Origin of the sequence: Sphingopyxis sp. OPL5 (genome assembly GCF_003797775.2) — a bacterium.
Taxonomy (GTDB): domain Bacteria; phylum Pseudomonadota; class Alphaproteobacteria; order Sphingomonadales; family Sphingomonadaceae; genus Sphingopyxis.
The window spans coordinates 4,592,078-4,617,554 of sequence record NZ_CP060725.1 but is presented as its reverse complement, the minus strand read 5'-3'; the positions used below and the strand labels follow the sequence as shown (position 1 = coordinate 4,617,554).

Here is a 25,477-nt window from a genome sequence, read left to right as displayed (position 1 = left end):
TTTGCGTGACGCGGGCCGGCGAGTGGCTTAGGAACGTTCCCAATGGCAAAAACGGTCGAGAGGGTGGTCATTGTCGGCGGCGGCACCGCTGGCTGGCTGGCGGCCGCGCGGCTCGCCGCGGCGCGTCCCACGCTCGACGTGACCCTGATCGAAGCACCCGACATTCCGACGATCGGGGTGGGCGAAGGCACCTGGCCGACGATGCGCGCGACGCTCACCGCGATCGGGATTCCGGAGGGTGAATTCCTCGCGGCGTGCGACGGGTCGTTCAAGCAGGGTTCGCGCTTCGACTTCTGGGTCGATGGCGCGGCAGACGATCGCTACCTTCACCCCTTCACCGCGCCGCCCGCGCTGCCGACCGGCGAACTGCTCGCCGCCTGGCAGGCGACGGCGGCTGACGGGAGTTTCGGCGCCGCGATGACCGCGCAGGCGGCGGTCTGCGACCTCGACCTCGCGCCGCGCCAGCGCGCGATGCCCGATTATCAGGGCGCGGCGAACTACGCCTATCATCTCGATGCCGGAAAATTCGCGGCGCTGCTCCGCGATCATGCGACGCGGCGGCTCGGCGTCCGGCACCTTGCCGACCATGTCACCGCGGTGACGCGCGGCGAGGGCGACACCATCGCGGCGGTCGCCACCCGCGCGCATGGCGAGATCGCGGGCGACCTGTTCATCGACTGCACCGGGCACGCCGCGCTGCTGATCGGCGGCGAGCTTGGGGTCGAATGGATCGACCGTAGCGACACGCTGTTCAACGACCGCGCGCTCGCGGCGCAGGTGCCTGTCGCCGAGGGCAGCACGATCACTTCGCAGACGATCTCGACCGCGCACCGCGCGGGATGGATCTGGGACATTGGCCTGCCGGGACGCCGCGGCATCGGCTGCGTCTATGCCAGCCGCTTCCTGGGCGACGACGCGGCCGAGGCCGAACTGCGCGCCTATATTGCGAGGGTCCTGCCGGGCGCACCCGACGTACCGGTCCGCCGCCTGAACTTCCCTACCGGCCACCGCGCGCGCTTCTGGCAGGGCAATAGCGTCGCGATCGGCCTGTCGGCGGGCTTCATCGAACCGCTCGAAGCCTCGGCGATCGTACTGATCGAATTGTCGCTGAACGCGCTGATCGACAATTTCCCGGCCAGCGCGTCGACGATGCCGATCCACGCCGGGCGGTTCAACACGCTCTTTCGCTATCGCTGGGATCGCATCGTCGAATTCCTCAAACTCCATTATGTGCTGAGCAAGCGCCCCGAGCCCTATTGGCTGGCGCAGCGTGACCCCGCGTCGGTCCCGCAACGCCTCACCGATATGCTGGCGCTGTGGCAGGAGCAGCCGCCATCGGCCTGGGATTTCCCGCAGGTCGACGAGATTTTCTCGGCCGAAAGCCATCAATATATCCTCTACGGCATGGGCTATCCGATCCCTCCCGGCCTCGTCGCCAGCGACCGCGCGGTCGCGGCGCTCGCCGAGCAACGCCAGCGCGCCCGCTCGCTCGCCTCGGCGCTGCCGACCAATCGCGACTATCTCGACGCACTCACCGCCACCGCGACCGCGGCGGAATGAAGGACCCCGAATGACCAGGCATGCCGCGCTCGACACCAACAGCCACCGCGACCTGCGCGTCCGCACCGATGCGGGCGCCGATCTGGGCGACGCGGTGATGGCGACGCTGACGGTGCCGAGCGAATTCCGCCAGGTGCAGGCGCATTATCCGATCCTGTTCCGCCGCGAGACCGGGCAGGAGGCGTTTATCGCGATGGCGCTGTTCGGGTTCGAGCCGGGCGAAAATCTCTATCTCGACGGCACCTGCTGGGACGCCCGCTATCGCCCGCTGTCGGCCGCGATCCAGCCCTTTCTTGTCGGCCGCCCGGCGAACGGCGACGGGCCGGGGCAGGTGCATATCGACCTCGATCACCCGCGCCTTGCGGACGGCGGCGACGGGGTGCGGCTGTTCGACGCCGACGGCCAGCCAACGCCTTATCTCGAGGATATCGCCGAAAAGCTCGGCGCGCTCGACGAGGGGTATCGCGCCAGCGGCGATTTTTTCGCGGCCTTGCGCGACCATGACCTGCTCGAACCCTTCACGCTCGAGGTGACGCTCGACGACGGCGCGGTAAACTCGCTCGTCGGTTTCCACATCATCGACGAGGCGAAGTTGCAGGCGCTCGATGCCGAGACCGTTGGCAAGCTGCACGCCGCGGGCCATCTGATGCCGATCTTCATGGCGCTCGCCTCGCTCGCCCAGCTCGCGCCGCTGATCGCGCGCAAAAACCGCAGGCTCGGCCATGGCTGAACGCGACGGCGCGATATACGACCGCCTGGCGCGCGTGCCCGAGCGCTTATGGGATAAGGGGGCAGGGCTCGACGCGTTGCTGGAAGGCGCGCGCGAGCCCTTTGTCCTGCGCGGCCTCGTCGCCGACTGGCCGTTGGTCGAGGCGGCGAAGCGCTCGCCGCGCGCCGCGCGGCAGCATCTGCTCGATCATGCGCGCGACCGGCCCTTCGCGGTGTCGATTGGCGCGCCGGGGCACGACGGACGGCTGTTCTACGACGCCGACATGGCGATGAATTTCCGTTCGGGCACCGGCAAGCTGCCCGACATCTTCGCCGGCATCGACACCGCCGAGGCGCGCGGCGAGCAGCGCACCGTCTATCTCGCCTCGATCGACATTCCGGCGCATTTCGACGGCCTCGACGCCGCCAACCCGATCGACCTCGGCGACCGCGACGCGCTCAAGAGCATCTGGATCGGGACGAAGACCCGGATCGCCGCGCACAATGATTTCCCCGACAATCTCGCGTGCTGCGCGGCGGGCCGCCGTCGCTTCACGCTGTTTCCGCCCGACCAGTTCGCCAACCTCTATCTCGGGCCGATCGACAACACCCCGGCGGGCCGGGCGGTGAGCATGGTCGATTTCGACGCGCCCGACCTCGCCGCTTTTCCGCGCTTCGTCGAGGCGATGGCGCACGCGATGACCGTCGAACTCGATCCCGGCGACGCGCTCTTCATCCCGTCGATGTGGTGGCATCATGTCGAGGGGCTCGAACCCTTCAACATCCTCGTAAATTACTGGTGGCGCAGCACCCCGGCCTTTCTCGGCCAGCCGCAGGAGGCGCTGAACCACGCGATCCTCGCGATCCGCGACCTGCCCGAGGCCGACAAGGCGATCTGGCGCGCCTTGTTCGACCATTATGTGTTCGAGAACGGCGCCGACGTCACCGACCATATCCCGGAAGCCGCGCGCAGCATCCTCGCGCCGCTCACCCCCGAAAGCGCCGGGCGCCTGCGCGCCTTCCTCCTCAGGAGCCTCAGCCGATGACCGACAAGAAACAACGCATCGTCATCGCGGGCGGCGGCACCGCCGGCTGGATGGCCGCCGCCGCGATCGCGCGCACTATGGGCAACGCGGTCGATCTGACGCTCGTCGAGTCCGAGGCGATCGGCACGATCGGCGTCGGCGAAAGCACGATCCCGCCGCTCGTCAACTATAACCGGCTGCTCGGGATCAACGAGGCCGATTTCATGCGCGCGACGCAGGCGACCTTCAAGCTCGGCATCCTCTTCGACAACTGGAAGGAACCCGGCCACCGCTATTTCCACAGCTTCGGGCTGACCGGCAAGGACCACTGGTCGGCGGGATTTCAGCATTTTTGGCTCCACGGCAAGACGCGCGGGCACGAGCAGAGCTACGACGATTATTGCATGGAACTCGTCGCCGCGCTGGAAGGCAAGTTCGCGCACCTGCCGAACGAGGGCATCAACTATGCCTATCAGCTCGATTCCGGCCTTTACGCCCGCTTCCTGCGCCAGATGGCCGAGGGCGACGGCACAAAACGCGTCGAGGGCAAGATCGCGCGCGTCGAACTCGACAGCGAAAGCGGTGATATCGCGGCGCTGCTGCTCGACGGCGACCGGCGGATCGCGGGCGACCTGTTCCTCGACTGCACCGGTTTCCGCGCGCTGCTGATCGAGGGCGCGCTCCACGCCGGCTTCGACGACTGGACCCACTGGCTGCCGTGCGACAGTGCGATCGCGCTCCAGACCCCGAATGTGCGCCCGCCCGTGCCCTATACCCGCGCGATGGCGCATGACGCCGGCTGGCAATGGCGGATCCCGCTCCAGCACCGCACCGGCAACGGCGTCGTCTATTGCAGCCGCTACCTCGATCGCGACGCGGCGCTCGACCGGCTGCTCGGCAATATCGAGGGCGAGGCGCTGACCGAGCCCAATTTCCTGCGCTTCACCACCGGGGTGCGCCGCCGCCAATGGTATCGCAACTGCATCGCGGTCGGGCTGTCGAGCGGCTTCATGGAACCGCTCGAATCGACGAGCATCCACCTGATCCAGCGCGCGGTGCTGCGCTTCATTCGCATGCTGCCGCTCGGCAAGGTCAGCGAACGCGACGTCGCCGAATTCAATGACCAGCAGATGCAGGACAATCTGCAGATCCGCGACTTCCTGATCCTTCATTACAAGGCGACCGAACGACGCGACAGCGCCTTCTGGCGCCAGTGCGCCGACATGCCGATCCCCGACAGCCTCGCGCAAAAGATCGAGCTGTTCCGCGAAACCGGCCGCGTCTTCCGCAAGAATGAGGAATTGTTCGCCGAGAACAGCTGGGTGCAGGTGATGATGGGGCAGGGGATCGCGCCGCAGAGCCATCACCCGATCGCGACCAAGCTGAGCGACGACGAACTCGACCGGTTTCTGGGCATGATCCGCCAGCAGGTCGCCGACACGGTCGCCAAGCTGCCCGAGCATCACGCCTATGTCGCGCGCTATTGCGGCGCCGCGGTGCCGCAGGCGGCATGATGCGCGTCTGGCCATGCGGCCAAGTTGTCGCTAGCAGGGCGCGTTGCGCAGCTAGCGGGGATCGGACGATATAATGGGGCGTCGGCGGCAGTCGGTGACGATCAAACATGTGGCGGCCGACGCGGGGGTGTCGCTGCAGACGGTGAGCCGCGTCATCAACAACGAACCCAATGTGCGGCCCGAGATGAAGGAGCGCGTCCAGGCGTCGATCGACAAGCTGGGTTATGTCCCGTCGATCGCGGCGCAGCGGATGAGCGGCTCGCGATCCTATCTGATCCTCGCGATCAACGACCGCGAACGCACCATCGCCGACTGGAACGCGCGCGAGGGCACCGACTGGGTCGACCAGATGCTGTTCGGCGGCATGCTCAAATGCGCCGAGCTCGGGTACCGGATGATCTTCGAACTCGTCGACACCCACAACGACCATGTCGAGCGGGAACTGCGCGCGATCATCGCCGCGCTCCAGCCCGACGGCGTCATCCTGACCCCGCCGCATTCGGACAATCCGCTGATCGTCGCATTGCTCCACCAGCAGAAGATCCCCTTCGCGCGCATCGGCTCGCACGGCGGCGATGCGGGGATCGCGCTGACGATGGACGACGAAGGCTCGGCGGCGCTCGCCACCCGCCATCTCGCCGCTCTCGGCCATCGCCGCATCGGCTTCATCTCGGGCTCGGTCGAATATGACCTCAGCCACTGGCGCATCGACGGCTGGCGCGCCGAGATGGCCGCTGCCGGCCTGCCGACCGACGATCTGCTCGCCGAGGGCGATTTCAGCGCGGCCTCGGGCGAGGCGGCGGCGCGGCAGTTGCTCGCGCTTCCCGACCGCCCGACCGCGATCATCGCGAGCAACGACCAGATGTCGCTTGCGACGCTTGGCGTCGCGCGCGAGCGCGGTCTCGACGTCCCGCGCGACCTGTCGCTGATCAGCTTCGACAACACCCCGATCATCCGCTTCACCCCGCCGGGGCTGACCGCGGTCGACCAGCCGATCGCCGCGACGGTGTCGCGCGCGGTCGAACTGATCATCGCCGCCCAGCGCGGCGAACCGCGGCCCACCGCGCCGACCGTCGTTCACGGCAGCCTGATCGAGCGCGGCTCGACCGCGGCGCCGTCCGCGAATGGCTGAGGACGCCGGACCGCGCCGCCAGTCGACCGGTTTCCTGCTGCTCTATGCGCTCGCCGCCGCGGGCGCCGCGATCGCCTATGTGCCCTTCCTGACCATCTTGCTGCCGGTGCGGATGACCGCGCTCGCGGGGACGAACGACATTCAGGCGCTCGGCTATGTCACCTTCTTCGGCGCGATCGCGGCGAGTACGGGGGGCGTGCTGTTCGGCTGGCTCAGCGATCGCACCGGGAACCGCCGTGGCTGGGTGACCGCGGGCCTGCTGCTGACGATCGCGCTGCTGCTCGCGGTGCCGCTGGCCAAGGATGTGCCGTCGCTGATCGCGATCATCATCGGCTGGCAACTCGCGCTCAACATGATGCTCGCCCCGCTCGCGGCCTGGGCCGGGGATAGCGTCCCCGACCAGCAAAAAGGGCTGCTCGGCGGGCTGCTTGCCTTCTCGCCCGCGCTCGGCGCGGTCTCCTGCGCCTTTGTCACGCTGCCGGGCCTCGCCGACGCCGACGGCCGCCTCGCGCTCGTCGCGGTGCTGGTCGCCGGCGCGGTACTGCCCGTGCTGCTGCTCGGCCGGCCGCGCGCCTTTCCCGAACTCAATCGACCCGGCACTCCGGAACCCGAAACCGGCACGCCGCGGCCCCGGTCGATCGTCGTCCGCATGTGGAGCGCGCGCCTGCTTGTCCAGATCGCCGAGGCGGCGCTGTTCGCCTATCTCTTCTTCTGGTTTCGCTCGATCGAGCCGACGATCACCGACAGCGAGACCGCACAGCTGTTCAGCCTCGTGCTGACGATCGCGGTGCCGATGGCGCTGCTCGCGGGCCGCTGGGCCGACCGCACCGACCGCCCGATCCTGCCGCTCGCGATCTGTACGGGCATATTGACGCTCGGCCTCACCGGGATGGCGCTGGCCGAAACACTGCTCGCGGCCAAGCTTGCCTATGTCGTCTTCGGGGTTGCGGCGACGATCTTCCTGTCGCTGCATAGCGGCCAGACGCTGCGGGTATTGCGGCGCCCCGACCGGCGCGGGCGCGATCTCGGCCTGTTCAACCTGACCAACACCGTGCCGTCGCTGATCATGCCCTGGCTCACCATTTCGCTGGTCCCGGGTTTCGGCTTCGATGCGCTGTTCCTGCTGCTCGCGGCCTTTGCGAGCATCGCGGTCGTCCTGCTCGCCACGATGCCGCGCCTGCGCTGATAGCGCAATCAAACAGGCGCTTGATTTCATTCACCCGCTATGCGAGAGGATGTTTGATAACGTTCACATAAATGAGATGGGAGAGAATATGCGGCGACCTGCAATCGCGATGGCGACGGCGCTCCTTTTGGCGGGCACGGCCAGCGTAGCGGCAGCACAGACCGATGCGGCGGACGCCGCGACGGTCCATCCCGACCTCTGGCCGGCGGCGAAAAGCCCCGCCGCGATCACCGACGCGGCGACCGAAAAGCGCATCGACGCGCTGCTCGCAAAAATGACGGTCGAGCAGAAGGTCGGCCAACTCGTCCAGGGCGACATCAGCACGATCACCCCGAAGGACCTCGAAACCTATCCGCTCGGTTCGATTCTGGCCGGCGGCAACAGCGGCCCGAACGGCAACGAGCGCTCAAGCGCCGCCGACTGGGCCAAATTGGTTGGCGAATTCCGCGCGGTGTCGCTGAAGCCGCAGGCGAACGGCGTCGCCATCCCGATCATTTTCGGGGTCGATGCCGTCCATGGCCACAACAATATCCCCGGCGCGACGCTGTTCCCGCACAATATCGCGCTCGGCGCGACGCGCGACCCCGAACTGATCCAACGCATCGGCGCGGTCACCGCTGCCGAGATTGCTGGCAGCGGCATCGAATGGACCTTCGCCCCGACGCTTGCGGTGCCGCAGGATCTGCGCTGGGGCCGCAGTTACGAAGGCTATGCCGCCGATCCCAGGCTCGTCGCCGACTATGCGAAGGCGATGGTCATCGGGCTGCAGGGCCAGCTCGTCGCGGGCAAGGTGGTCGGCAAGGCGCATGTCGCGGCGACCGCGAAGCACTTCCTCGCCGACGGCGGCACCGACGGCGGCCGCGATCAGGGCGACGCCAGGATCGACGAAAAGGAACTGATCGCCAAACACGCGATGGGTTATCCCGCCGCGATCGACGCCGGCACGCTCACCGTCATGGCCAGCTTCTCAAGCTGGCAGGGGATCAAGCACCACGGCAACAAGGGGCTGCTCACCGACGCGCTCAAGCGGAAAATGGGCTTCGACGGCTTCGTCGTCGGCGACTGGAACGGCCATGGCCAGGTCGCGGGGTGCAGCGTCACTGACTGCCCCGCCTCGATCAACGCCGGGCTCGACATGTTCATGGCCCCCGACAGCTGGAAGGGCCTTTACGAAACCACGGTCAAACAGGCGAAGGACGGCACCATCTCCGCCGCGCGCCTCGACGATGCGGTGCGCCGCATCCTGCGGGTGAAATATAAGCTCGGGCTGTTCGACGCCGACCATGGCGGTCGCGGCGATGTCGCGGCGGTCGGCGCCCCCGCGCATCTCGCGGTCGCGCGCGAGGCGGTGGCGAAATCGCTGGTGCTGCTCAAGAACAATGGCGGCGTGCTGCCGATCAAGGCGGGCGCCCGCGTCCTCGTCACCGGCCCCGGCGCCGACAATATGGCGATGCAATCGGGCGGCTGGACGATCAGCTGGCAGGGCACCGACGTCACCCACGCCGACTTCCCCAACGGCCAGACGATCTGGGAAGGGTTGCAGAAAGCGGTCGGCGAGGCGGGCGGCACCGCCGCGCTGTCAAAGGACGGCGCGTATAAGGAAAAGCCCGACGTCGCGATCGTCGTCTTCGGCGAGGAACCCTATGCCGAGTTTCAGGGCGACGTGTCGACGCTCGATTACCAGCCGAACGAGGCGACCGATCTTGCGACGCTCCGGAAGCTGAAGGCCGCGGGCATTCCGGTGGTCGCGCTGTTCCTTTCGGGGCGTCCGATGTTCACCAACCCCGAAATCAACGCCGCCGACGCCTTTGTCGCGGGCTGGCTGCCGGGGTCGCAGGGCGCCGGTGTCGCCGACGTCCTCGTCGCGGGCAAGACCGGCAAGCCTGCGCACGGCTTCTCCGGCGTGCTGCCCTTCGCCTGGCCCGCCGACGCCGCCTCGCCGGTCAAGAAGCCGCTGTTCGCGGAGGGTTATGGCCTGAAATATGGCGAGACCAAACCCGTCGCCCAGCTCTCCGAAGACCTTGGCATCGACGTCGGCGCGGCGCTCAATGTCGAGAAATATTTCGCCGGTGGCCGCGCGCGGGCGCCGTGGCTGCTGTCGGTGACCGATGCCGGCGGCGCGCGACCGGTGGCCTCGCCGCCGCTCGCCAGCCCCTATGGTCATGTCGCGTCGCGCTCGGTCGATGTCGCGGCGCAGGAGGACGGCAAAAGCTTCACCTGGACCGGCCCGGGCTCGTTCAGCCTGTCGGGACCCAACGCCGACCTGTCGCGCCAGCTGAACAACAGCTTCGCGGTGCGGATCGACTGGCGGGTCGATGCGGTGGGCACGGGTCCGGTGCAACTGTCCTTCGCCAACATCCCCTTCGATATCGGCGGGCTCGTCGCCGCGGCGCCGAAAGGGCAGGTATCGACGATCAAGGTGCCGCTGCGCTGCTTCGCCGACGCCGGCGCCGATTTGACGCGCGTCGGCGCAGCCGTGGCGGTGCAGGCCGACAAGGGTTTCGCGGCAACGCTGCTGCATACGAATGTCGAGGCGGTCGGCGAGAATCTGCCTTGTCCGCCCCGGGGAAAGTGACCAGACCCGCACACGGGTTGGCGTAAGTCCGATAAAATGGGGAGAGTTTAGATGGCATTGGCGCCGAACGTCGCGACGAGCGCGGACCCGAACATGGTCGAAAAAACGGGCAAGGGTGGTGGCAGCGCGCTGGTGGTGCTGATCCTCGCCTTTGCGGTGTTCTTCCTGCTTGGCGGGGTGACGAACATCAACGACCTGCTGGTCGGCAAGTTCAAGCCGATGTTCCACCTGACGCACGCGCAGGCGAATTTGGTGCAGATGGCATTTTTCATCGCCTATGGTGCCTTTTCGATCCCCGCCGGCATCATCATGTCGAAGCTCGGTTATATCCGCACCTTCGTGCTCGGGTTCGTCATCGTGGCGGCGGCCGCCTTCCTGTTCATCCCCGCGTCGGCGGCGGCGTCCTATCCGGGCTTCCTCGCCGCGCTGTTCTGCATCGGCGCCGGCATCACGGTGCTGCAGGTGGCGATGAACCCGGTGATCACCACCCTGGGGCCGATCGAAACCTCGCACAGCCGCCTGACCTTTGCCCAGGCGTTCAATTCCGTCGGCGTGTTCGCGATGGTCTATGGCGGCGCATCTTTTCTGCTTGGCGATTCAACCCCGATCGACGCCGAGACCGCGACCGAGGCGCAAATTCAGGCCTATCGCGTCGCCGAGGGGGCGTCGATCGGCACCGCCTATATGTGGCTCGGCGTGCTGATGCTGGTGATCGCGGCGGTGTTCTGGATGTTCCGGTCGGCGCTCGACCACGCCAAGGCGAGCGATGTGAAGCTCGAGGGCACGTGGGGCCTGCTCACCCACAATCGCCGCGTCCAGCTCGGCGCGCTGTGCATCTTCGTCTATGTCGGCGCCGAAGTGGCGATCGGTTCGAACCTCATCGCCTATCTCGGCGATCCCAGCGTGATGGGACTGGGGCTTCAGGCCGCGGGCAAGCTGGTGGCGTTCTACTGGCTGGGCGCGCTCGTCGGCCGCTTGCTCGGCGGTTTCATCCTGCGACTGGCGAAGCCGGGACGGGTGCTTGCGACCTTTGCGGCAGGGGCGATTTCGCTGATCATCCTGTCGGCGGTGACGACGGGCGCCTTGTCGGGCTGGGCGCTGATCCTCGTCGGCTTCTGCAATTCGCTGATGTTCCCGACGATTTTCAGCCTCGGGACCGAGGGGCTGGGCGAACGGACGCCGCAGGGGTCGGGCATCCTATGCACCGCGATCATCGGCGGCGCGATCGTGCCGTTCCTGTTCGGAACGGTGGCCGACATCGACATCCGGCTCGCGCTGGCGGTGCCGCTGGTCTGCTATGCGATCATCGCCGGTTTCGGGCTGTGGGCGGCGCGCCAGGCGACCGCCTGACAGTCACGCGATGGCGGCGTTCCACCGCGTGAACAGCCAGGCGCCGAACAGCAATTCGACGCTACCGACCGCCAGCGTGATATGGACCGGCAGCGCTTCGGCCTGGATCGCGAAGCCGGTGCCGATCAGGAAGATCGCGCCGCCAAGCGCCCAATAGAGCCGGTCGCGATAGAGCGTCGCAAAGACGAAATAGCGCGCCCCGACGACGATCGCGAGCGCGGCGAAGGCGAAGGTCTCCGACGCGGGCAGCAGGCCGAACGCGATGAGCAGACCCGCGAACAACGGAAAGGTCGCCTCGAACCCGAGCAGTGACAGCGGATTGCCCTTCGACACCTTGGGCGCGCGAAACGCTCGCGCGATCAGCAGCGCCAGCGGAAAGATCAGCATCCCGCCGATAAAGATCGCGACATAGGCGTAAAAGCCGCCCCAGATGTACCAGGCGACGTCCGCCGCGAGCCAGGCCAGCCCCGAAACGAAAACCCCGGGCGCGCCGCCCAGATAGCCGCTGCGCAATTCATCCTGTGCCTGACCGATGTCGATGTTCGCCTCCTCTGACTGTGGATCCGGCGCTACGGGGAAACGCGCACCGTTTCAACGGGCTTGGCTCAGGCCGCGCGACAAGGCGAGGTCAGGCGGCGAGGATATCGTTTTCGCCCATGCCGATATCGTCGCCGTTCGCCCACACGCTGTGGGTGCCCGCACAGATGCGCTCGGGCAGGATGATCCGGCACACCGGGCCCGCCGCGATATTCTTCGCGTCGATCAGCACGCATTCGGACTGGTCGGTTTCGAGGTCGGCGATGAAGGAGACGAGATAGCCATCATCCTCGTCCTTCGCATCGATCCGCGGTGCGAAGGGCGCCTCGCTGCCGAAACGGCCGGGACCGAATTCATATTGCTCGCTCGTCCGCGCCTCAAGGTCGTGTTTGACCAGCCCGCGAAACAGGAACCAGCCCGGCTCGGGCATCGCGCTATAGGCGTAGCGATAGCGCTTGCCGGCATAGCGCTGGTTGAACATCCCGAATTCGAGGTTGCGGTCGTCCAGCCGCTCTTCGCTCGTCTCGCCCGTCACCAGATCGAAGCGCCAGCGGTGAAGGCGCGGCTTGAGCAGTTCCTGGTCGAGATAGGCCATCATCCGTTCGAACCCCTCGGGGGCATTCGGATAGGATTTCGGCATCGGCTCTTCCTGATAATAGCCGTCGAGGATGATCTCGTCGCCGTCCTCCCATGCATTCAGCCAGTGCAGCGTATAGGTCGGTTCGGCCTCGAACCAACGGATGTCCTCGGGGCTCCCGTGGCGGGGGATGATCGCGAAACGTGTTTTTTCGTCGGGGTGGAATTGCACGACGTGGAGCCGCTTTTCGAGCAGCTCGGGGCTCCAATAAAGCGGCATGTCGTTGAGGATGGCATAGTTTTCGGTGAACGCCATATCGTGCGGCAGGCGCGGTCCGGGCAGCGGCACCGGGATATAATGCTTCAGCTTATTGTCCGCGCCGACGACGCCATAATGCATGTACGGCGCGTGCTTCGAATAATTGAAGAACATCAGTTCGCCGGTCGCAGGATCGACCTTGCAATGTGCCGAAATGCCGTCGAGCGGTACCCAGCTTTCGGTGCCATGCTGTTCCAGCGTGAACGGATCGAGCCGATACGCCTCGCCGCACTGATAGAATGTCGAGATGATCTTGCCCGCATGGATCGTAACGTCGGTCGAACTGCTGTCCTTCAGCCACTCTTGCGCGCCCCAGCCGTGCCGCGTCGACTTGTGCGGTGGCTCCATCAACCCCGCCCATAGTGAACGCCCGGCTTCCTTCTCGGCCTCGAACCCCTTGGTGCGGACGAAGCGGCTGCGATAGCTCGCACGCCCCTGTTTGAAGCTTATCGCATGGATGAACCCGTCGCCATCGAAGGGGTGATAGCGCCCGATCGGATCATGCACCTGATTCTCGCCGGTGCGGACATAGACGCCGTCGATGTCGGCGGGGATCGTGCCGATCACCTCGGCATCGCCATTGGCGAAGATCGCGTTCCATTCGTTGAACGTCGGCCGCCATGCGCCCTGCATATAGGGATGGTCGTTCGGCTGGATCGTGGACTGGATCGTCTCGACGAGCTCGGCGGTCATGCGATGACTCCTTCGGCGCGGGCAAGGCGTCGCCGCGTCGCGGCGGCATCATAGTCCAAACTCAGGCGATCGACGAGAGCAGCGCCATCGAGGGGGAGGGGACTGCATCAATTCGTCCAATACACATAATCCTGCCCGTCTTTCCACGGCGCGTTCTGCGGCACGTCGATCCGCACCGGTCCTTCGATCAGGCCCGGCCAGATCGGTTTCGCCATGCCTCGGTTCTGCGCCTCGAGTATCGCGCTGAGCTGGGCGACGCGCTGCGGCTCGTGCGCCGAAAGGTCAAATTGTTCGGTCGGGTCGAGCGCGAGATTATAGAGCCGCGTCTTCGCCGGCCGCTTCGTCACCTGCAATTTCCAGTCGCCCGCGCGCACCGCGCGATAGTCGCCTGAGCGCCAGAACAGCGCCTGCCGCTTTGCCGGACCCGCCAATATATCCTCGCTGTCGACCACCCGGTCGGCTGGCACCTTCGCCCCCGCGACCGCCGCGATCGTCGAAAAGATGTCGAGATGCCCCGTCGGGTCGGCCCGCGTCGAACCCGGCGCGATCGTCCCCGGCCAGCGCATGAAAAAGGGGGTACGGATGCCGCCCTCGAAAAAGGTCGCCTTCCACCCGCGGTACGGCGCGTTCAGATGGTCGATCCCGGTGTACCAGGCGCCGCCATTGTCGCTGGTGAAGATGACGAGCGTATTGTCGTCGATGCCCAGCTCTTTCAGCTTCACCATCACGTCGCCGATCCGCCGGTCGAGTTGTGCGATCATCGCGCCATAGACGCGGGTCTTCTCATCCTTGATCTGCGGCAGCTTGTCATACTCCTCGCGCGTCGCCTGCAGCGGGGTGTGCGGGGCGTTGAAGGCCAGATACATAAAGAAAGGCCGGTTCTTGTTCGCCTCGATCGCCTTCGTCGCCTCTGCGGCGAAATAATCGGTCATATGCCCCTTGGGGTGGAATCTTTTGCTGCCGTTGAAGCTCACCGCATGGCGCAAATTCGCCCACAGGAAGCGGTCGATGCGGTCCCACGGCAGCTTCGCGTTGACAACCTCAGGGTCATTCTCCGGCAAAAACATCGCCGCCCCGCCAAGCACCGCGAGGCTTTCGTCGAAGCCCTGGTTTTGCGGTTGCAGGGCCGGGGACTCGCCCAGATGCCATTTGCCGATATGTAGCGTGTGATACCCCGCCGCCTTTACCGCCTCGGCGATCGTCACCTCGCTCGCGGGAACGCCCATGTCGGGATAGTCGGGGATGTCGGGGGTGATCAGCTCCTTGTGGAACACCGGCCGCAGCGGTCCGATCGCGTCGCCATGCGCCAGATTCTCGGCGAACTGGACCGGCACGGCGGTAAATTCGAAGCCGAAGCGCGTCGGATAGCGCCCCGTCATCATCGCCGCGCGCGACGGCGAACAGGTTGCGTTGGCGGCATAGGCGGTGGTGAAATTCATCCCCTCGCGTGCCAGCGCATCGATATTCGGGGTCTTGACGATCCCGCCGGCGACCCCGCCGCCGTTGAGGCTGATGTCGTTAAACCCCAGGTCGTCGGCGACGATCAGGATGATGTTCGGCGGCCGTTTCGTTCCCGGCGGGGCGGCGGGTGCGTCCGCGGGTCCCGCGGCCCATGTCACCACATGGTTCGGCTGCACGGGGTCGCGCCAGTCCTGGACCAGCCCGGGCAGGCGATAGCTGTTCGCCTGATACGCCCAATATCCGCCCGCTCCCAACAGCGCGAGCACGCTCAGCGCCGCCCATCTTTTCTTCATAGCCCCACCCGCTCCACGGTTGTCGTCGATGTTATGGCACTATATGTGTCATTATATGATGCGCCATGCAAGATCGTTCGGCGCGGCATTGACCCGGGCGTCAAGCTGGGCCAGCGGGGACGCCATGGCAACGAAAACCAAAGCCAGGATCGACGCCGACGCCGCGCCGCGGGTCGACGGCCGCCGCGAACGCAGCCGGTCGAGCCGCGCGCGGATCGTCGCCGCGATGCTCGACCTCATCGACCGCGGCGATCTGTCGCCCAGCGCGGCGCGCGTCGCCGAGGAAGCGGGGGTGGGCCTGCGCACCGTGTTCCGCCAGTTCGACGACATGGACACGCTCTACCGCGAAATGTCCGAAACGATCGCCGAGCGGGTGATGCCGATCGTCGTTGCGCCTTATGCGGGCAAGGACTGGCGCGCCGACGTGCGCGACCTTGCGGCACGGCGTGCCCGCGTCTTTGAAACGATGCTGCCCTTCCGCCTCGCCGCCAATATCAAGCGCTATCAGTCGCCGTTCCTGATGGGGCAATATGGCCAGGTCGTCGCGCTCGAACGCGATCTCCTGTTCCGCCTGCTCCCCGACACCATGATTGCCGACCGCGTCGGCCGGGAGGCGCTGTGCGTCGCGCTGTCGTTCCAGACTTGGCGCGCGCTGCGCCACGACCAGGGCTTGCTGGTCGACGAAGCCGGGGCGGTCGTCGCGCAGATGGTCGAAGCGCTGATCGCGGGGGCGGCGCGATGAAGCGAGCCGTCCTGACTGGATCGCTGGCACTGGCCGGGCTGCTCGCCGCCTGTGGCGACAAGCCCGCGGACAAGGTCGCGGCGACTTCGACGCCGACCTGTCCGGCGATGCCGAAGGCGGATTATGTCTGGATCCCCGGCGCCACCTTCGCGATGGGCGCCGACGCGCATCTGCCCGAAGAGGGGCCGGAAAAGCCGGTGACCGTCGCCGGCTTCTGGATGGCGACCCACGAGGTGACGAACGGCGAATTCGCGGCCTTCGTGAAAGCGACCGGCTACAAGACCATCGCCGAACGCGACCCGCCGCCGCTGCCCGGCGCGCCGCCCGATATGCTGGTGCCCGGCGGGGCGGTGTTCACCGCGCCGACCGACGGCAATCCCAACTGGTGGCGCTGGGTCGTCGGCGCCGAGTGGCGCCATCCCGCCGGACCCGACACCGTGATCGACGGCCGCGACCGCGAACCGGTGGTGCAGATCGCCTATGACGACGCGCTCGCCTACGCCCGCTGGGCGGGCAAGGCGTTGCCCAGCGAGGAGCAATGGGAACTCGCCGCCGCGACCGGCGGCGCCGACCGCAATGTGCCGATCGTCGACGGCAAACCGCAGGCGAATTATTATCAGGGCGTTTTCCCGGTCCGCGACATGGGCACCGACGGCTTCACCAGCCGCGCCCCCGTCGCCTGCTTCGCCGCCGACAAGCATGGGGTGCACGACCTCATCGGCAATGTCTGGGAATGGACCACCGGCGCGATCGACGACGAAAGCAATGTCATCAAGGGCGGCAGCTTCCTGTGCGCCGCCAATTATTGCGCCCGCTACCGCCCCGCCGCGCGCCAGTTCCAGGAACGCTCGCTGGGCACCGACCACATCGGCTTCCGCCTGATCGACACGACACGCCCGGCGCCGGCGGGGTAATTGGGTAGCGCGCGACCGCGCCGGGTCGCTAACCGGGGCGGACATTCCATTTCATCGTCATCCCGGGCTTGACCCGGGACCCGCCTTCCTTCTGTCGCCGTCGGATCAAAGACAAGGCAGGCCCCGGGTCAAGCCCGGGGTGACGAAGGCAGGACCTCCCGGATTCAGCGCGAACCCGATGTCCGAACCCGCCTGCGCCGCCGCCAGCCCCAGATCAGCGCCACGATCGCCAAGATCCCACCGCCCAGCCACAGCCCGGCCTTGATCGCGCGCTTCTTGCCCTGCTTCTCCCACGCATAGGCGTTGATCTGCGCATCGGCGGTATAGCCCGCGGGCATGTCGAGCACGCCATTGGCCTTCGCATAGGCGCGGTAGTCGGCCATCATCGCCTTGAACCGGTCGGGCATCGCTGCCGACAAATCCTTCGTCTCGCCCGGATCACTCTTCAGGTCGTATAGCCGCCAGCTGCCGTCGCCGGTGGGCGGCAGGTTGCGCACCAGCTTGTAATCGCCGCGAAACAGCGCGGCATTGCCCGACAGCTCATACCCCAGCGGATCGTCGCCATGCACGCTGCCTGCCGCGCCGCCGAGCATGGGGACGAGGCTGCGGCCGGTCACCGGCTCGACCGCGCGGCCTTTCCAACTGCCGCCATGCCCGGGCACCCCCGCCAGCTCGGCGAGCGTCGGCAGGATGTCGGTGACATGCGCCAGCCCGCCGTTGATCGCGCCGGCGCGGATCTTCGCATGGCCCGGCCAGGCGACGATCAGCGGCACGCGCAGTCCGCCCTCGGTCGCGCTGAACTTATACCCCGACAAAGGCGACACCGCCGCGCTCGCCCAGCCCTGGCCGATCGCCGCGAAGCTGCCGCGCCGCCCGATGTTCGCGGTCGCGTTGTCGTACTGCATGTTCAGGAACAGCCGGTTGCGCGTGCTGCTGAACGGGTTGATCGGCTCGGCGCCATTGTCCGACAGGAAGACGAAGATCGTGTTCTCATATTGACCGCTGGCCTTCAAATGGTTGACGAGCCGCCCGACCTCGCGGTCCATCGCGGTCGCCATGCCGGCATAGGCCTGCATCACCCGCACCGCCGCCGCGCGCTCCTCGGTGTCGAGTTTGGCCCAGTCGGGGGTGGTCGCCATCGTCGTCATCGGCGCGCCTGCGGGGACGATGCCCAGCGCCGCGGCGCGCTTGGCCCGCGCTTCGCGCAGCGCGGTCCAGCCGTCCTTGTACATCGTCGAATAGCGCGCGATGTCGCTGTCGGGCGCCTGTATCGGGATATGGTTGGCGAGGAAGTTGATCGACGCGAGGAAGGGTTTTCCGCTCGCCCGGTCGGCGTCGATATAATCGATCATCTTCTCGACGACGAAGGTCGAGGAATAGAAGTTCTTCGGCAGCGTCGCCGGCCTGCCATTCTCGGTCCAGGCGGCGGTGTCGTACATGCCCTCGATCGGCCGCTGTTCGAAATTGTCGGCGCCGGCATCGGCGAGGCTGAAGGCGCGATTGTAACCGCGCGCCTCGGGCAGCCGCGTCGCGTCGCTCCCCAGATGCCATTTGCCGGTCAGATAGGTGTTGTATCCCGCCGCGCCGAACAGTTCGGCGATCGTCACGACGCGGTGGTTCATCACCGTGTCGTACCCCGGCTGGCCGCGATGCGCGTCGGGGATCGTCTCGGGCATGTTGCCCAGTCCGTTGCGGTGGTTCATCACCCCGGTCTGCAGCATCGCCCGCGTCGGCGAACAGCTTCCGGCGGCGTGAAAGTTCGAAAAGCGCATGCCCGCATAGGCGAGCGCGTCGATATTGGGGGTCGCGAATTCGGCGCCGAACGACCCGACGTCGCTGAACCCCCAGTCGTCGGCGAGCAGGATCACGATATTGGGATGCTTCGGGGCGGGAGAGGGGGCAGGGGCCGCCTGCACCGGCGCCAGCATCAACGCGGCGGCCAGTGCCGCCATTCCCCGCCTCTTCATCGCGAATCCCCCTCCGATATATTGGCACATGTTATGCCAATATATTCGCAGCCGCAATCGATCGTTCAAATCCTCCCTGTGCCAAAGGCATGAGGAGGACCTAATCGAACCCCGCCAGGAACGCGGCGACATTCACGCCGAGGTCGCCGACCGCATAGCCGCCCTCCATCACCACCAGAGTCGGCAGGCCAAGGTCGGCGATCGCCCGCGCCATGTCGCCATAATCGGCGCGTTCGAGCCGGAAGCTCGAGATCGGATCGCCGCTGAAGGTGTCGGCGCCGAACGAGACGATCAGGCAGCGCGCGCCCCGGTCGGCAATCGCGCCCAGCGCGGTATCGAGCGCCGGACGGTACGCCGTGCCATCGGTCCCGCGCGGCAGCACCAGGTTCAGCGTCGCGCCTTCGCCCGCACGCTCGCCACGCTCGTCGGCATGGCCCCAGAAAAAGGGATAGTCGGTGACCGGATCGGCGTGGATCGAGGCGAAGAAGATGTCACCGTCGGTGTAGAAGATGTCCTGCGTGCCATTGCCATGATGATAGTCGACATCGAGGATCGCGACCGGGCCGAGTCCCAGCATCTGCGCCTGACGCGCCGCGATCGCGGCGTTGTTGAGGTAGCAATAGCCGCCCATATAGTCGCGCCCGGCATGGTGCCCCGGCGGGCGGCACAGCGCGAAGCTATGGGCCTCACCCGCCGCCAGCGCGTCGAGCGCGGTCAGCGCGCATTGCGCCGACCAGTATGCCGATTGCCAGGTGCCCGCCGCGATCGGGGTGGAAGCGTCGAAGCTGTACGCACCGATCTCGGCGTCGATGCGGTCGAAGCGCAGCGGCCGCCGCCGCACCACCGGAAAGCTGTAACCGATCGCATCGCCCGTGCGCCCCGCCGCGAGCCAGCCGTCATAAGCGCGTTCGAGGAAGGCGAGATAATCCGCGTCGTGCACCGCGGCGAGCGGCGCCATCCCGAAATTGCGCACCGGCTGCCAGTCCGCCAACGCCGCGACGATCGACCGCGGCCGCGCGGCATTCTCGGCATAGGGCACGAATTCGCCATTGTGCAGTTCGCGCGTCGGCGCGTGCGCCGTCTGCCGGTCGTCGAAGAAAAGTTTCACCTCTGGCCCGTCCTTCCGCGCCGCCGTTCTGACGGTCCGCCCGAACCTAGGCCGGCGGCCCGCCAAGTCAAAGGCGGCGGCACCCGCCGGGCTAGTCGGCCTTCATCACGAACGCCGGCCCCAGGTCGATCGTCCGTGCGCCGTCGCCCAGCGTCAGCGCGACATTGGCCTTGCCCGCCGCATGGCCGGCGGCGGCGATGCCGTTGATATGGACCAGCGCCCAGTCCTTCGTCACCGGCACGCGGCCCGCGACGATCGGCGCATAGGGCGCGTAATTCTGCTGGATCGCGGCGCCGATGTCGCCCGCTTCGCCGTCGGCGACCCGCACCCACAGCGCGAGGATCAGCTTGTCGCCGCGCGCGATCGGCTTGTCGATCGGTACCGACGCGCCGATATCCCACGCATTGGCGGGCTTCGCGGCGATCGTCACCCGCATCGCCGTGCCGCCCTGCACCGCGCCGGCCTTGCGCGCCTTGTGGGTCTGGCCGGGGCCGAAGACGGTCCAGCCCGCGGTCGGCTCGTTGAGCAAGGGCGGCGGCGCGGCTTCGTTCTGGGCCTGAAGTGGAAAGGTCAGTGCCAGAGCGGCGGCAGTCAGCGCGATACGCATCGAAATCATGGCAAGTCTCCCCATTTTGCACGAGTCGATTGCATGATCTTATAGAGACAAGTAAGGTATCAATCTAATACCAATTTACGAAAAGGGGATCGGCATGCGGATCGCGGCGATACTGGCTCTGGGAGTCGCGGGCGCGGCGCTCGCTCCCGCGACATATGCGCAGGACGGCGCGGCGGCCAAGGGCAGCTACGAACTCGTCTGGGCCGACGAATTCGACACCGACGGCCCGCCCGATCCCGCCAAATGGGTGTGGGACACCCACGCCAACAAGATCGGCTGGTACAACAAGGAACTGCAATATTATGCCGCCGACCGGCCCGAGAACGCCCGCGTCGAAGGCGGCCGGCTGATCATCACCGCGCGCAAGGAGGCGCTGTCCGACCGCGCCGACCATGGCGGGCAGGGCTATAGCTCGGCGCGGCTGATCACCAGGGGCAAGGCCGACTTCACCTATGGGCTGGTCGAGGTTCGTGCCAAGCTGCCGTGCGGGCAGGGCAGCTGGCCGGCGATCTGGATGCTCGGCGCGACCGCGCCCTGGCCCGACGGCGGCGAGATCGACATCATGGAGCATGTCGGCACCACCCCCGGCGACGTCTTCGGCACGATCCACAACCGCTCGACCGCGGGGACGTCGGGTAACGGCAACAAGATCCGCGTCGACGACGCCTGCACCGCCTTTCACGACTATCAACTGCTGTGGACCCCGCGCGAACTGCGCATCGCGGTCGATGGCAAGCCTTATCACCGCTATGCCAACGCCGGCACGGGCGACGACCAATGGCCGTTCGACAAGCCGCATTATCTGCTGCTCAACGTCGCGATCGGCGGCGCCATGGGCGGCGCGGTCGACGATGCGATCTTCCCGGCGCATTTCGAGATCGAACATGTCCGTATCTATCGCCAGGCGGTGCGCGGGGCCGCGCCCGCCGAATGACAAGCTGTTGAGAAAGCGTGGCGGCGCGGTCCTATAGTCCAGTCAGGCCGCGCCGCCACTTCCATGCCCTCCGGGAAGAGGAGAGCGGAACCCTAATCGTGCAGGATATGCAGCACGTCGTCGCCGGGCCGCGCGACGCCGCGCGTGACGCGCGCCAGTCCCGGCTCGTCGACCCGCGCCGGATCGGCGAGTTCGACCCGCGCCCGCCCGTGCAGCGCCTGCACGCTGCGCACATTCGCCGCGCCGCCCAGCGCATCGAGGATCGCGGCGGGCAGCACCGCGTCCGCGGGCCGGCCGGCCGGTGTCGCGGTGACCATCGCTGCCGCCGTGCCGCCCGCCGCCAGCGCGCCGCGTATCTCTTCCGCGACCAGATCGGCGACGGGGCCGAGCACGACCTGCGCCGCGTTCGCCGACGGGCGGATGATCCCCCGCGCGCCAAGCGCCGACAGCGCCGCCTCGTCGACCGCGTGGCTGTCGGCGACGATCAGCCGCAGCCGGGTGGTGCAGGCGTCGACGCTCGTCAGATTGCCCGCGCCGCCCAGCGCCGCGACGAAGGCCCGCCCGCGTTCGCTGCCCGCCGAGGCGGTCGCCGCCTCGGCGACCTCGCCCGTCTCGCGCCCCGGGGTCGCCAGGTTGAAGCGGCGGATGAAGAAGCGGAACAGTCCGTAATAGACCCCCGCATAAACCGCCCCGATCGGCAGCAACCACAGGGGGTTTTTCGCGAGGCCGAAGTTCAGCACATAATCGAACAATCCGGCCGAAAAGCCGAACCCCAGCTTCACGTCGAGCGCGTTCATCAGCGCCATCGACGCCCCTGTCAGCAGCGCGTGGATCGCATAGAGCAGGGGCGCGACGAACATGAAGGTGAACTCGATCGGTTCGGTCACTCCGGTCAGGAAGCTGGTGAAGGCGAGCGAAAAGAGCATGCCGCCGACCGCCTTGCGCCGTTCGGGCCGGGCCTCGTGATACATGGCGAGGCACGCGGCGGGCAGGCCGAACATCATCACCGGGAAGAACCCCGACATGAAGGCACCGGCATCGGGATCGCCCGCGAAGAAACGCCCGAGGTCGCCCGTCGCACCATTGAAATCGCCGACGACGAACCAGGCGGCGTTGTTGATGATATGGTGCAGCCCGGTGACGATCAGCAGGCGGTTGAGCGCGCCATAGAGGAACAGTCCGACGCTGCCGCTTTCGACCACGGTGCGGCTGGCGCTGTCGATCGCGCCGCTGATATGCGCATAACCATAACCGATCACCGCCGCGAGCAGCAGTCCGGCGACGCTGCTTGCGATCGGCACGAAGCGGCGACCGCCGAAAAAGGCGAGATATTCGGGCAGCGCGATTGTCGCGAAACGGTTGTAGAAATTGCCGGCGATCAGCCCCGACAAGATGCCGATCGGGACCTCCAGCTTGTCGATCTGGCTCAACGCCCAGTCCTTCGCCGCCAGCGCTGCCGCCGCGTCGGGCAATCCGGCGCCGATATCGGGCGGCGCAACCATAAAGGTCTGCGCCCCGGTGACGGTCACGAGGTAACAGGTGACCCCGGCGAGCGCCGCGGCGCCATTGCCGTCGCGCGCGAAGCCGACCGCGACGCCGATCGCGAACAATATCCCCAGATTTGCGAAAATCGCCGACCCCGCCGCCGAGATGAAGGCGATGTCGAGCAGGTCGTCCTGGCCGATGCGCAGCAGCAGGCCGGCCACCGGCAGCACCGCGATCGGTAGCATCAGCGCACGGCCGAGCGGCTGGAGCGTTTCGAGAATTTTCCGCATCATCGTGTCTCCTCGAACGCGCGGGCCAGCGCGCGCACGTCCGCCGCCGATTTGCATTGCAGCGCCAGGTCGGCATGCGCGCGCGCCTCGATCAGCGTCAGCCGGCGCACCACCTGCTTGGCCTCGGCGACGAAGCCCGGCACCGCCGAGACTTCGGTGACGCCCAGCCCGATCAGGATCGGCAGCGCCGCGGGATCCGACGCCAGCCCGCCGCACACCCCGACCCAGCGGCCATGCGTCGCGGCGAGGCGGCACGTTTCGCCGATCATCCGCAGCACCGCGGGATGGAGCGCGTCGACCCCGGCGGCGACCGCCGGATTGCCGCGGTCCATCGCCAGCACATATTGGGTCAGGTCGTTGGTGCCGATCGACAGGAAATCGGCCTCGGCGGCGAGCAGGTCGGCCGTCATCGCGGCGGCGGGGGTCTCGACCATCACCCCGACTTCGATCGGAACGACGATGCCCATCGCGCCGCGCAGCGTGTCGACCAGCGCCCGCACAGCGCGCAGTTCGTCGAGGCTCGCGACCATCGGGATCATGATCCTGCACTGGCCGACGGGCTCGACGCGCAGAATCGCGCGGAGCTGGGTTTCGAGCAGGCCCGGATGCGCCAGCGCGACGCGAATGCCGCGTTGGCCGAGCGCCGGATTTCCCTCGGGCCCGATCGGAATATAGGCGGCGGGCTTGTCGCCGCCGATGTCGAGCAGGCGGATGATCACGGGCTTGCCGGCGAGTGCATCGGCGATCGCCTGATAGGCCGCGTGCTGCTCATCCTCCGACGGCGCAGCGTCGCGGCCCAGGAACAGGAACTCGCTGCGCACCAGACCCGACCCCTCGGCCCCCTGTGCGGCGGCCAACAACGCATCGTCGACGGTGCCGATATTGGCGAAGACCTCGATCCGGGTGCCGTCGGCGCTGTGGCACGCCTCGGCGGCGGCGGCGCGCGCGGCTTCGCGGCGTGCGGTGCGCTGGGTCAGGCGCTGCGTGAAAGCCTCGGTATCGGCGGCCGATGGAACACTGTTAACATGGCCCGCTTCGGCGTCGAGCAACAGCAAATGGCCATCCTCGACCACATCGAGCGCGTCGCCCATCGCGACCAGCGACGGCAGCCCCATGCCCGCGCACAATATCGCGACATGCGAGGTCGGCCCGCCGCGCGACAGCGCGATGCCGGCCAGCCCCGTCGCCGACAGCGCGATCAACTGCGACGGCAGCAGGTCGTCGGCGACCAGGATCGTGCCCGGCGCGATCGTCTCGGCTTCGCTCGGGGTGCCGGTCAGCGCCGACAGCAATTGGCGTTCGATGTCGACCAGATCGTCGATGCGTTCGATCAGATGCGCATTGCCGGTCGCGCGCAGCGCGTCGATCTGGTCATGGACCGCGCCGCGCCACGCGAAACCCGCGCTCGCGCCGTCGGCGATGCGCCGCTCGGCGGCGCCCAGCAATTCGGGATCGTCGATCAGCGCGAGGTGCGCCTGCATCACCGCCGCAACGCTGCCGCCCGCGGCCTCGGCGCGCGCGGCGATCCGCCCGCGCACATCGGTCCTTGCCGCGATCAACGCGGCGCGTTCTTCCACGGCGCCGGTGCCTTCGCGTGCGACCGCGATCTCGGCGCGGTGCAGCCGCACAGCCGGACCCATGGCGAGGCCGGGCGAGGCGATCACGCCGCCGATATGCCCCTCGGCCAGTGACGTTGCCGGTGCTGCGACCGGGGCAGGGGCGGGGCGCGCGCCTTCGCCCATGTCGGTCGCGAGCAATGCGACCACCGCCGCCAGCGCCGCCTCGGCATCGTCGCCGCGCGCCTGCACGACGATCTCGCTGCCGAAGCTGGTGCCGAGCGCGAGCAGCGCGACGGTGCTGCGCGCATCGCCGCGCGTCTCGCCATGGAGCAGGTGGACGTCCGCCTCATAGCCGCGCACCGTCTCGCCGATCCGCGCGGCGGGGCGGGCGTGGATGCCGTGCGGCAGCGACAGCTTCACCGCCTGCTCGATCAGCGTCCCGTCGTCCGACCGCTTGCGCGCATCGGTCTGCACGGGGACCAACGTCATCAGCGCCTCGCACGCGCCGATCGCCGCATCGACGGTGCGCTTCGTGATCGTGAAGGCCTCGGCATTGGTGACGAGGACCGGGGTGATCAGGCTCGTCGCGGCGAGCGCGACCGCGTCCATGTCGAACCGGATCAGCGGGTCGCCGCGCGACACCATCTGCCCCACCGACACCAGCGGGGTGAATCCTTCGCCCTTCAGCATCACCGTATCGAGCCCGATATGGATCAGCAGTTCGGCGCCCTCGGCGCTGCGCAGCGCGACCGCATGGCCCGAGGCATGGAGCGTCGTCACTTCGCCGTCGCACGGCGCTACGACGGTGTCGCCGAGCGGCTGGATCGCCACCCCGTCACCCATCATGCGCTGTGCGAAAACGGGATCGGGGACGCCGTCGAGGGCCGAGACCCAACCCCTGAGCGGCGAGGTGACGATCAGGCTCATCGGCGG

Annotated in this window: 19 protein-coding genes; 11 read left to right on the top strand and 8 right to left on the bottom strand. The window is 67.4% G+C overall.

Annotation, left to right across the window (positions count from 1 at the left end; genetic code table 11):
- Window positions 1-42 precede the first annotated feature (42 nt).
- The 8 genes from EEB18_RS22180 to EEB18_RS22145 all read left to right on the top strand — a co-directional run bounded on the left by EEB18_RS22180 (window position 43) and on the right by EEB18_RS22145 (window position 11,050).
- Window positions 43-1,560, top strand: coding sequence for a tryptophan halogenase family protein (locus EEB18_RS22180; RefSeq protein WP_187138843.1), 1,518 nt, complete (start codon window positions 43-45; stop codon window positions 1,558-1,560).
- 10 nt (window positions 1,561-1,570) lie between these two features.
- Window positions 1,571-2,290 (top strand): SapC family protein, encoded by a 720-nt coding sequence (locus EEB18_RS22175; protein ID WP_187138842.1) that lies wholly within the window; start codon window positions 1,571-1,573, stop codon window positions 2,288-2,290.
- Window positions 2,283-3,314: a cupin-like domain-containing protein gene (locus EEB18_RS22170; protein ID WP_187138841.1), complete on the top strand. Its 1,032-nt coding sequence runs from the start codon at window positions 2,283-2,285 to the stop codon at window positions 3,312-3,314. The genes EEB18_RS22175 and EEB18_RS22170 overlap by 8 nt, the downstream gene beginning before the upstream one ends.
- On the top strand, window positions 3,311-4,807 hold the full coding sequence (locus EEB18_RS22165; RefSeq protein ID WP_187138840.1) for a tryptophan halogenase family protein: 1,497 nt from the start codon (window positions 3,311-3,313) through the stop codon (window positions 4,805-4,807). The genes EEB18_RS22170 and EEB18_RS22165 overlap by 4 nt, the downstream gene beginning before the upstream one ends.
- Before the next feature lie 73 nt (window positions 4,808-4,880).
- Window positions 4,881-5,939, top strand: a complete 1,059-nt coding sequence (locus EEB18_RS22160; RefSeq protein ID WP_187138839.1) for a LacI family DNA-binding transcriptional regulator — start codon at window positions 4,881-4,883, stop codon at window positions 5,937-5,939.
- On the top strand, window positions 5,932-7,125 hold the full coding sequence (locus EEB18_RS22155) for an MFS transporter (RefSeq protein ID WP_187138838.1): 1,194 nt from the start codon (window positions 5,932-5,934) through the stop codon (window positions 7,123-7,125). Before EEB18_RS22160 ends, EEB18_RS22155 begins: the two co-directional genes overlap by 8 nt.
- 88 nt (window positions 7,126-7,213) lie before the next feature.
- Entirely contained in the window at window positions 7,214-9,700 is a 2,487-nt protein-coding gene (locus EEB18_RS22150) for a glycoside hydrolase family 3 protein (RefSeq protein WP_187138837.1), read from the top strand.
- Between the two features lie 51 nt (window positions 9,701-9,751).
- Window positions 9,752-11,050: a sugar MFS transporter gene (locus tag EEB18_RS22145; protein WP_187138836.1), complete on the top strand. Its 1,299-nt coding sequence runs from the start codon at window positions 9,752-9,754 to the stop codon at window positions 11,048-11,050.
- 3 nt (window positions 11,051-11,053) lie between these two features.
- Here EEB18_RS22145 and EEB18_RS22140 read toward each other — a convergent pair whose 3' ends face one another.
- The 3 genes from EEB18_RS22140 to EEB18_RS22130 form a co-directional block, all read right to left on the bottom strand.
- Window positions 11,054-11,584, bottom strand: a complete 531-nt coding sequence (locus EEB18_RS22140; RefSeq protein WP_410468142.1) for a DUF7010 family protein — start codon at window positions 11,582-11,584, stop codon at window positions 11,054-11,056.
- A 94-nt stretch (window positions 11,585-11,678) separates the two neighbouring features.
- On the bottom strand, window positions 11,679-13,175 hold the full coding sequence (locus EEB18_RS22135; protein ID WP_187138834.1) for a carotenoid oxygenase family protein: 1,497 nt from the start codon (window positions 13,173-13,175) through the stop codon (window positions 11,679-11,681).
- 107 nt (window positions 13,176-13,282) lie between these two features.
- Entirely contained in the window at window positions 13,283-14,929 is a 1,647-nt protein-coding gene (locus EEB18_RS22130; RefSeq protein WP_187138833.1) for a sulfatase-like hydrolase/transferase, read from the bottom strand.
- Window positions 14,930-15,053: 124 nt separating this feature from the next.
- On the opposite strand from EEB18_RS22130, the gene EEB18_RS22125 reads away from it, so the two are divergent.
- Both EEB18_RS22125 and EEB18_RS22120 read left to right on the top strand, forming a co-directional pair.
- A complete protein-coding gene (locus EEB18_RS22125) occupies window positions 15,054-15,671 on the top strand; it encodes a TetR/AcrR family transcriptional regulator (RefSeq protein ID WP_187138832.1) in 618 nt (205 codons plus the stop codon).
- Window positions 15,668-16,585 carry a formylglycine-generating enzyme family protein gene (locus EEB18_RS22120; RefSeq protein ID WP_187138831.1) on the top strand — a complete coding sequence of 306 codons (918 nt, stop codon included), beginning with the start codon at window positions 15,668-15,670 and terminating at the stop codon, window positions 16,583-16,585. Before EEB18_RS22125 ends, EEB18_RS22120 begins: the two co-directional genes overlap by 4 nt.
- Before the next feature lie 164 nt (window positions 16,586-16,749).
- Here EEB18_RS22120 and EEB18_RS22115 read toward each other — a convergent pair whose 3' ends face one another.
- The 3 genes from EEB18_RS22115 to EEB18_RS22105 form a co-directional block, all read right to left on the bottom strand.
- Entirely contained in the window at window positions 16,750-18,552 is a 1,803-nt protein-coding gene (locus tag EEB18_RS22115) for an arylsulfatase (protein ID WP_187138830.1), read from the bottom strand.
- Between the two features lie 100 nt (window positions 18,553-18,652).
- A complete protein-coding gene (locus EEB18_RS22110) occupies window positions 18,653-19,660 on the bottom strand; it encodes a histone deacetylase family protein (protein WP_187138829.1) in 1,008 nt (335 codons plus the stop codon).
- A 91-nt stretch (window positions 19,661-19,751) separates the two neighbouring features.
- Window positions 19,752-20,276 carry a hypothetical protein gene (locus EEB18_RS22105; protein WP_187138828.1) on the bottom strand — a complete coding sequence of 175 codons (525 nt, stop codon included), beginning with the start codon at window positions 20,274-20,276 and terminating at the stop codon, window positions 19,752-19,754.
- A gap of 94 nt (window positions 20,277-20,370) precedes the next feature.
- Here EEB18_RS22105 and EEB18_RS22100 point away from each other — a divergent pair, with 94 nt between their 5' ends.
- Window positions 20,371-21,210: a family 16 glycosylhydrolase gene (locus EEB18_RS22100; RefSeq protein WP_187138827.1), complete on the top strand. Its 840-nt coding sequence runs from the start codon at window positions 20,371-20,373 to the stop codon at window positions 21,208-21,210.
- Window positions 21,211-21,302: 92 nt separating this feature from the next.
- On the opposite strand, the gene nagE is transcribed toward EEB18_RS22100, so the two are convergent.
- Together nagE and ptsP are read right to left on the bottom strand one after the other, a co-directional pair.
- Window positions 21,303-22,985, bottom strand: a complete 1,683-nt coding sequence (gene nagE / locus EEB18_RS22095) for an N-acetylglucosamine-specific PTS transporter subunit IIBC (RefSeq protein ID WP_187138960.1) — start codon at window positions 22,983-22,985, stop codon at window positions 21,303-21,305.
- Entirely contained in the window at window positions 22,985-25,471 is a 2,487-nt protein-coding gene (gene ptsP, locus EEB18_RS22090; protein WP_187138826.1) for a phosphoenolpyruvate--protein phosphotransferase, read from the bottom strand. The genes nagE and ptsP overlap by 1 nt, the downstream gene beginning before the upstream one ends.
- Window positions 25,472-25,477 lie beyond the last annotated feature (6 nt).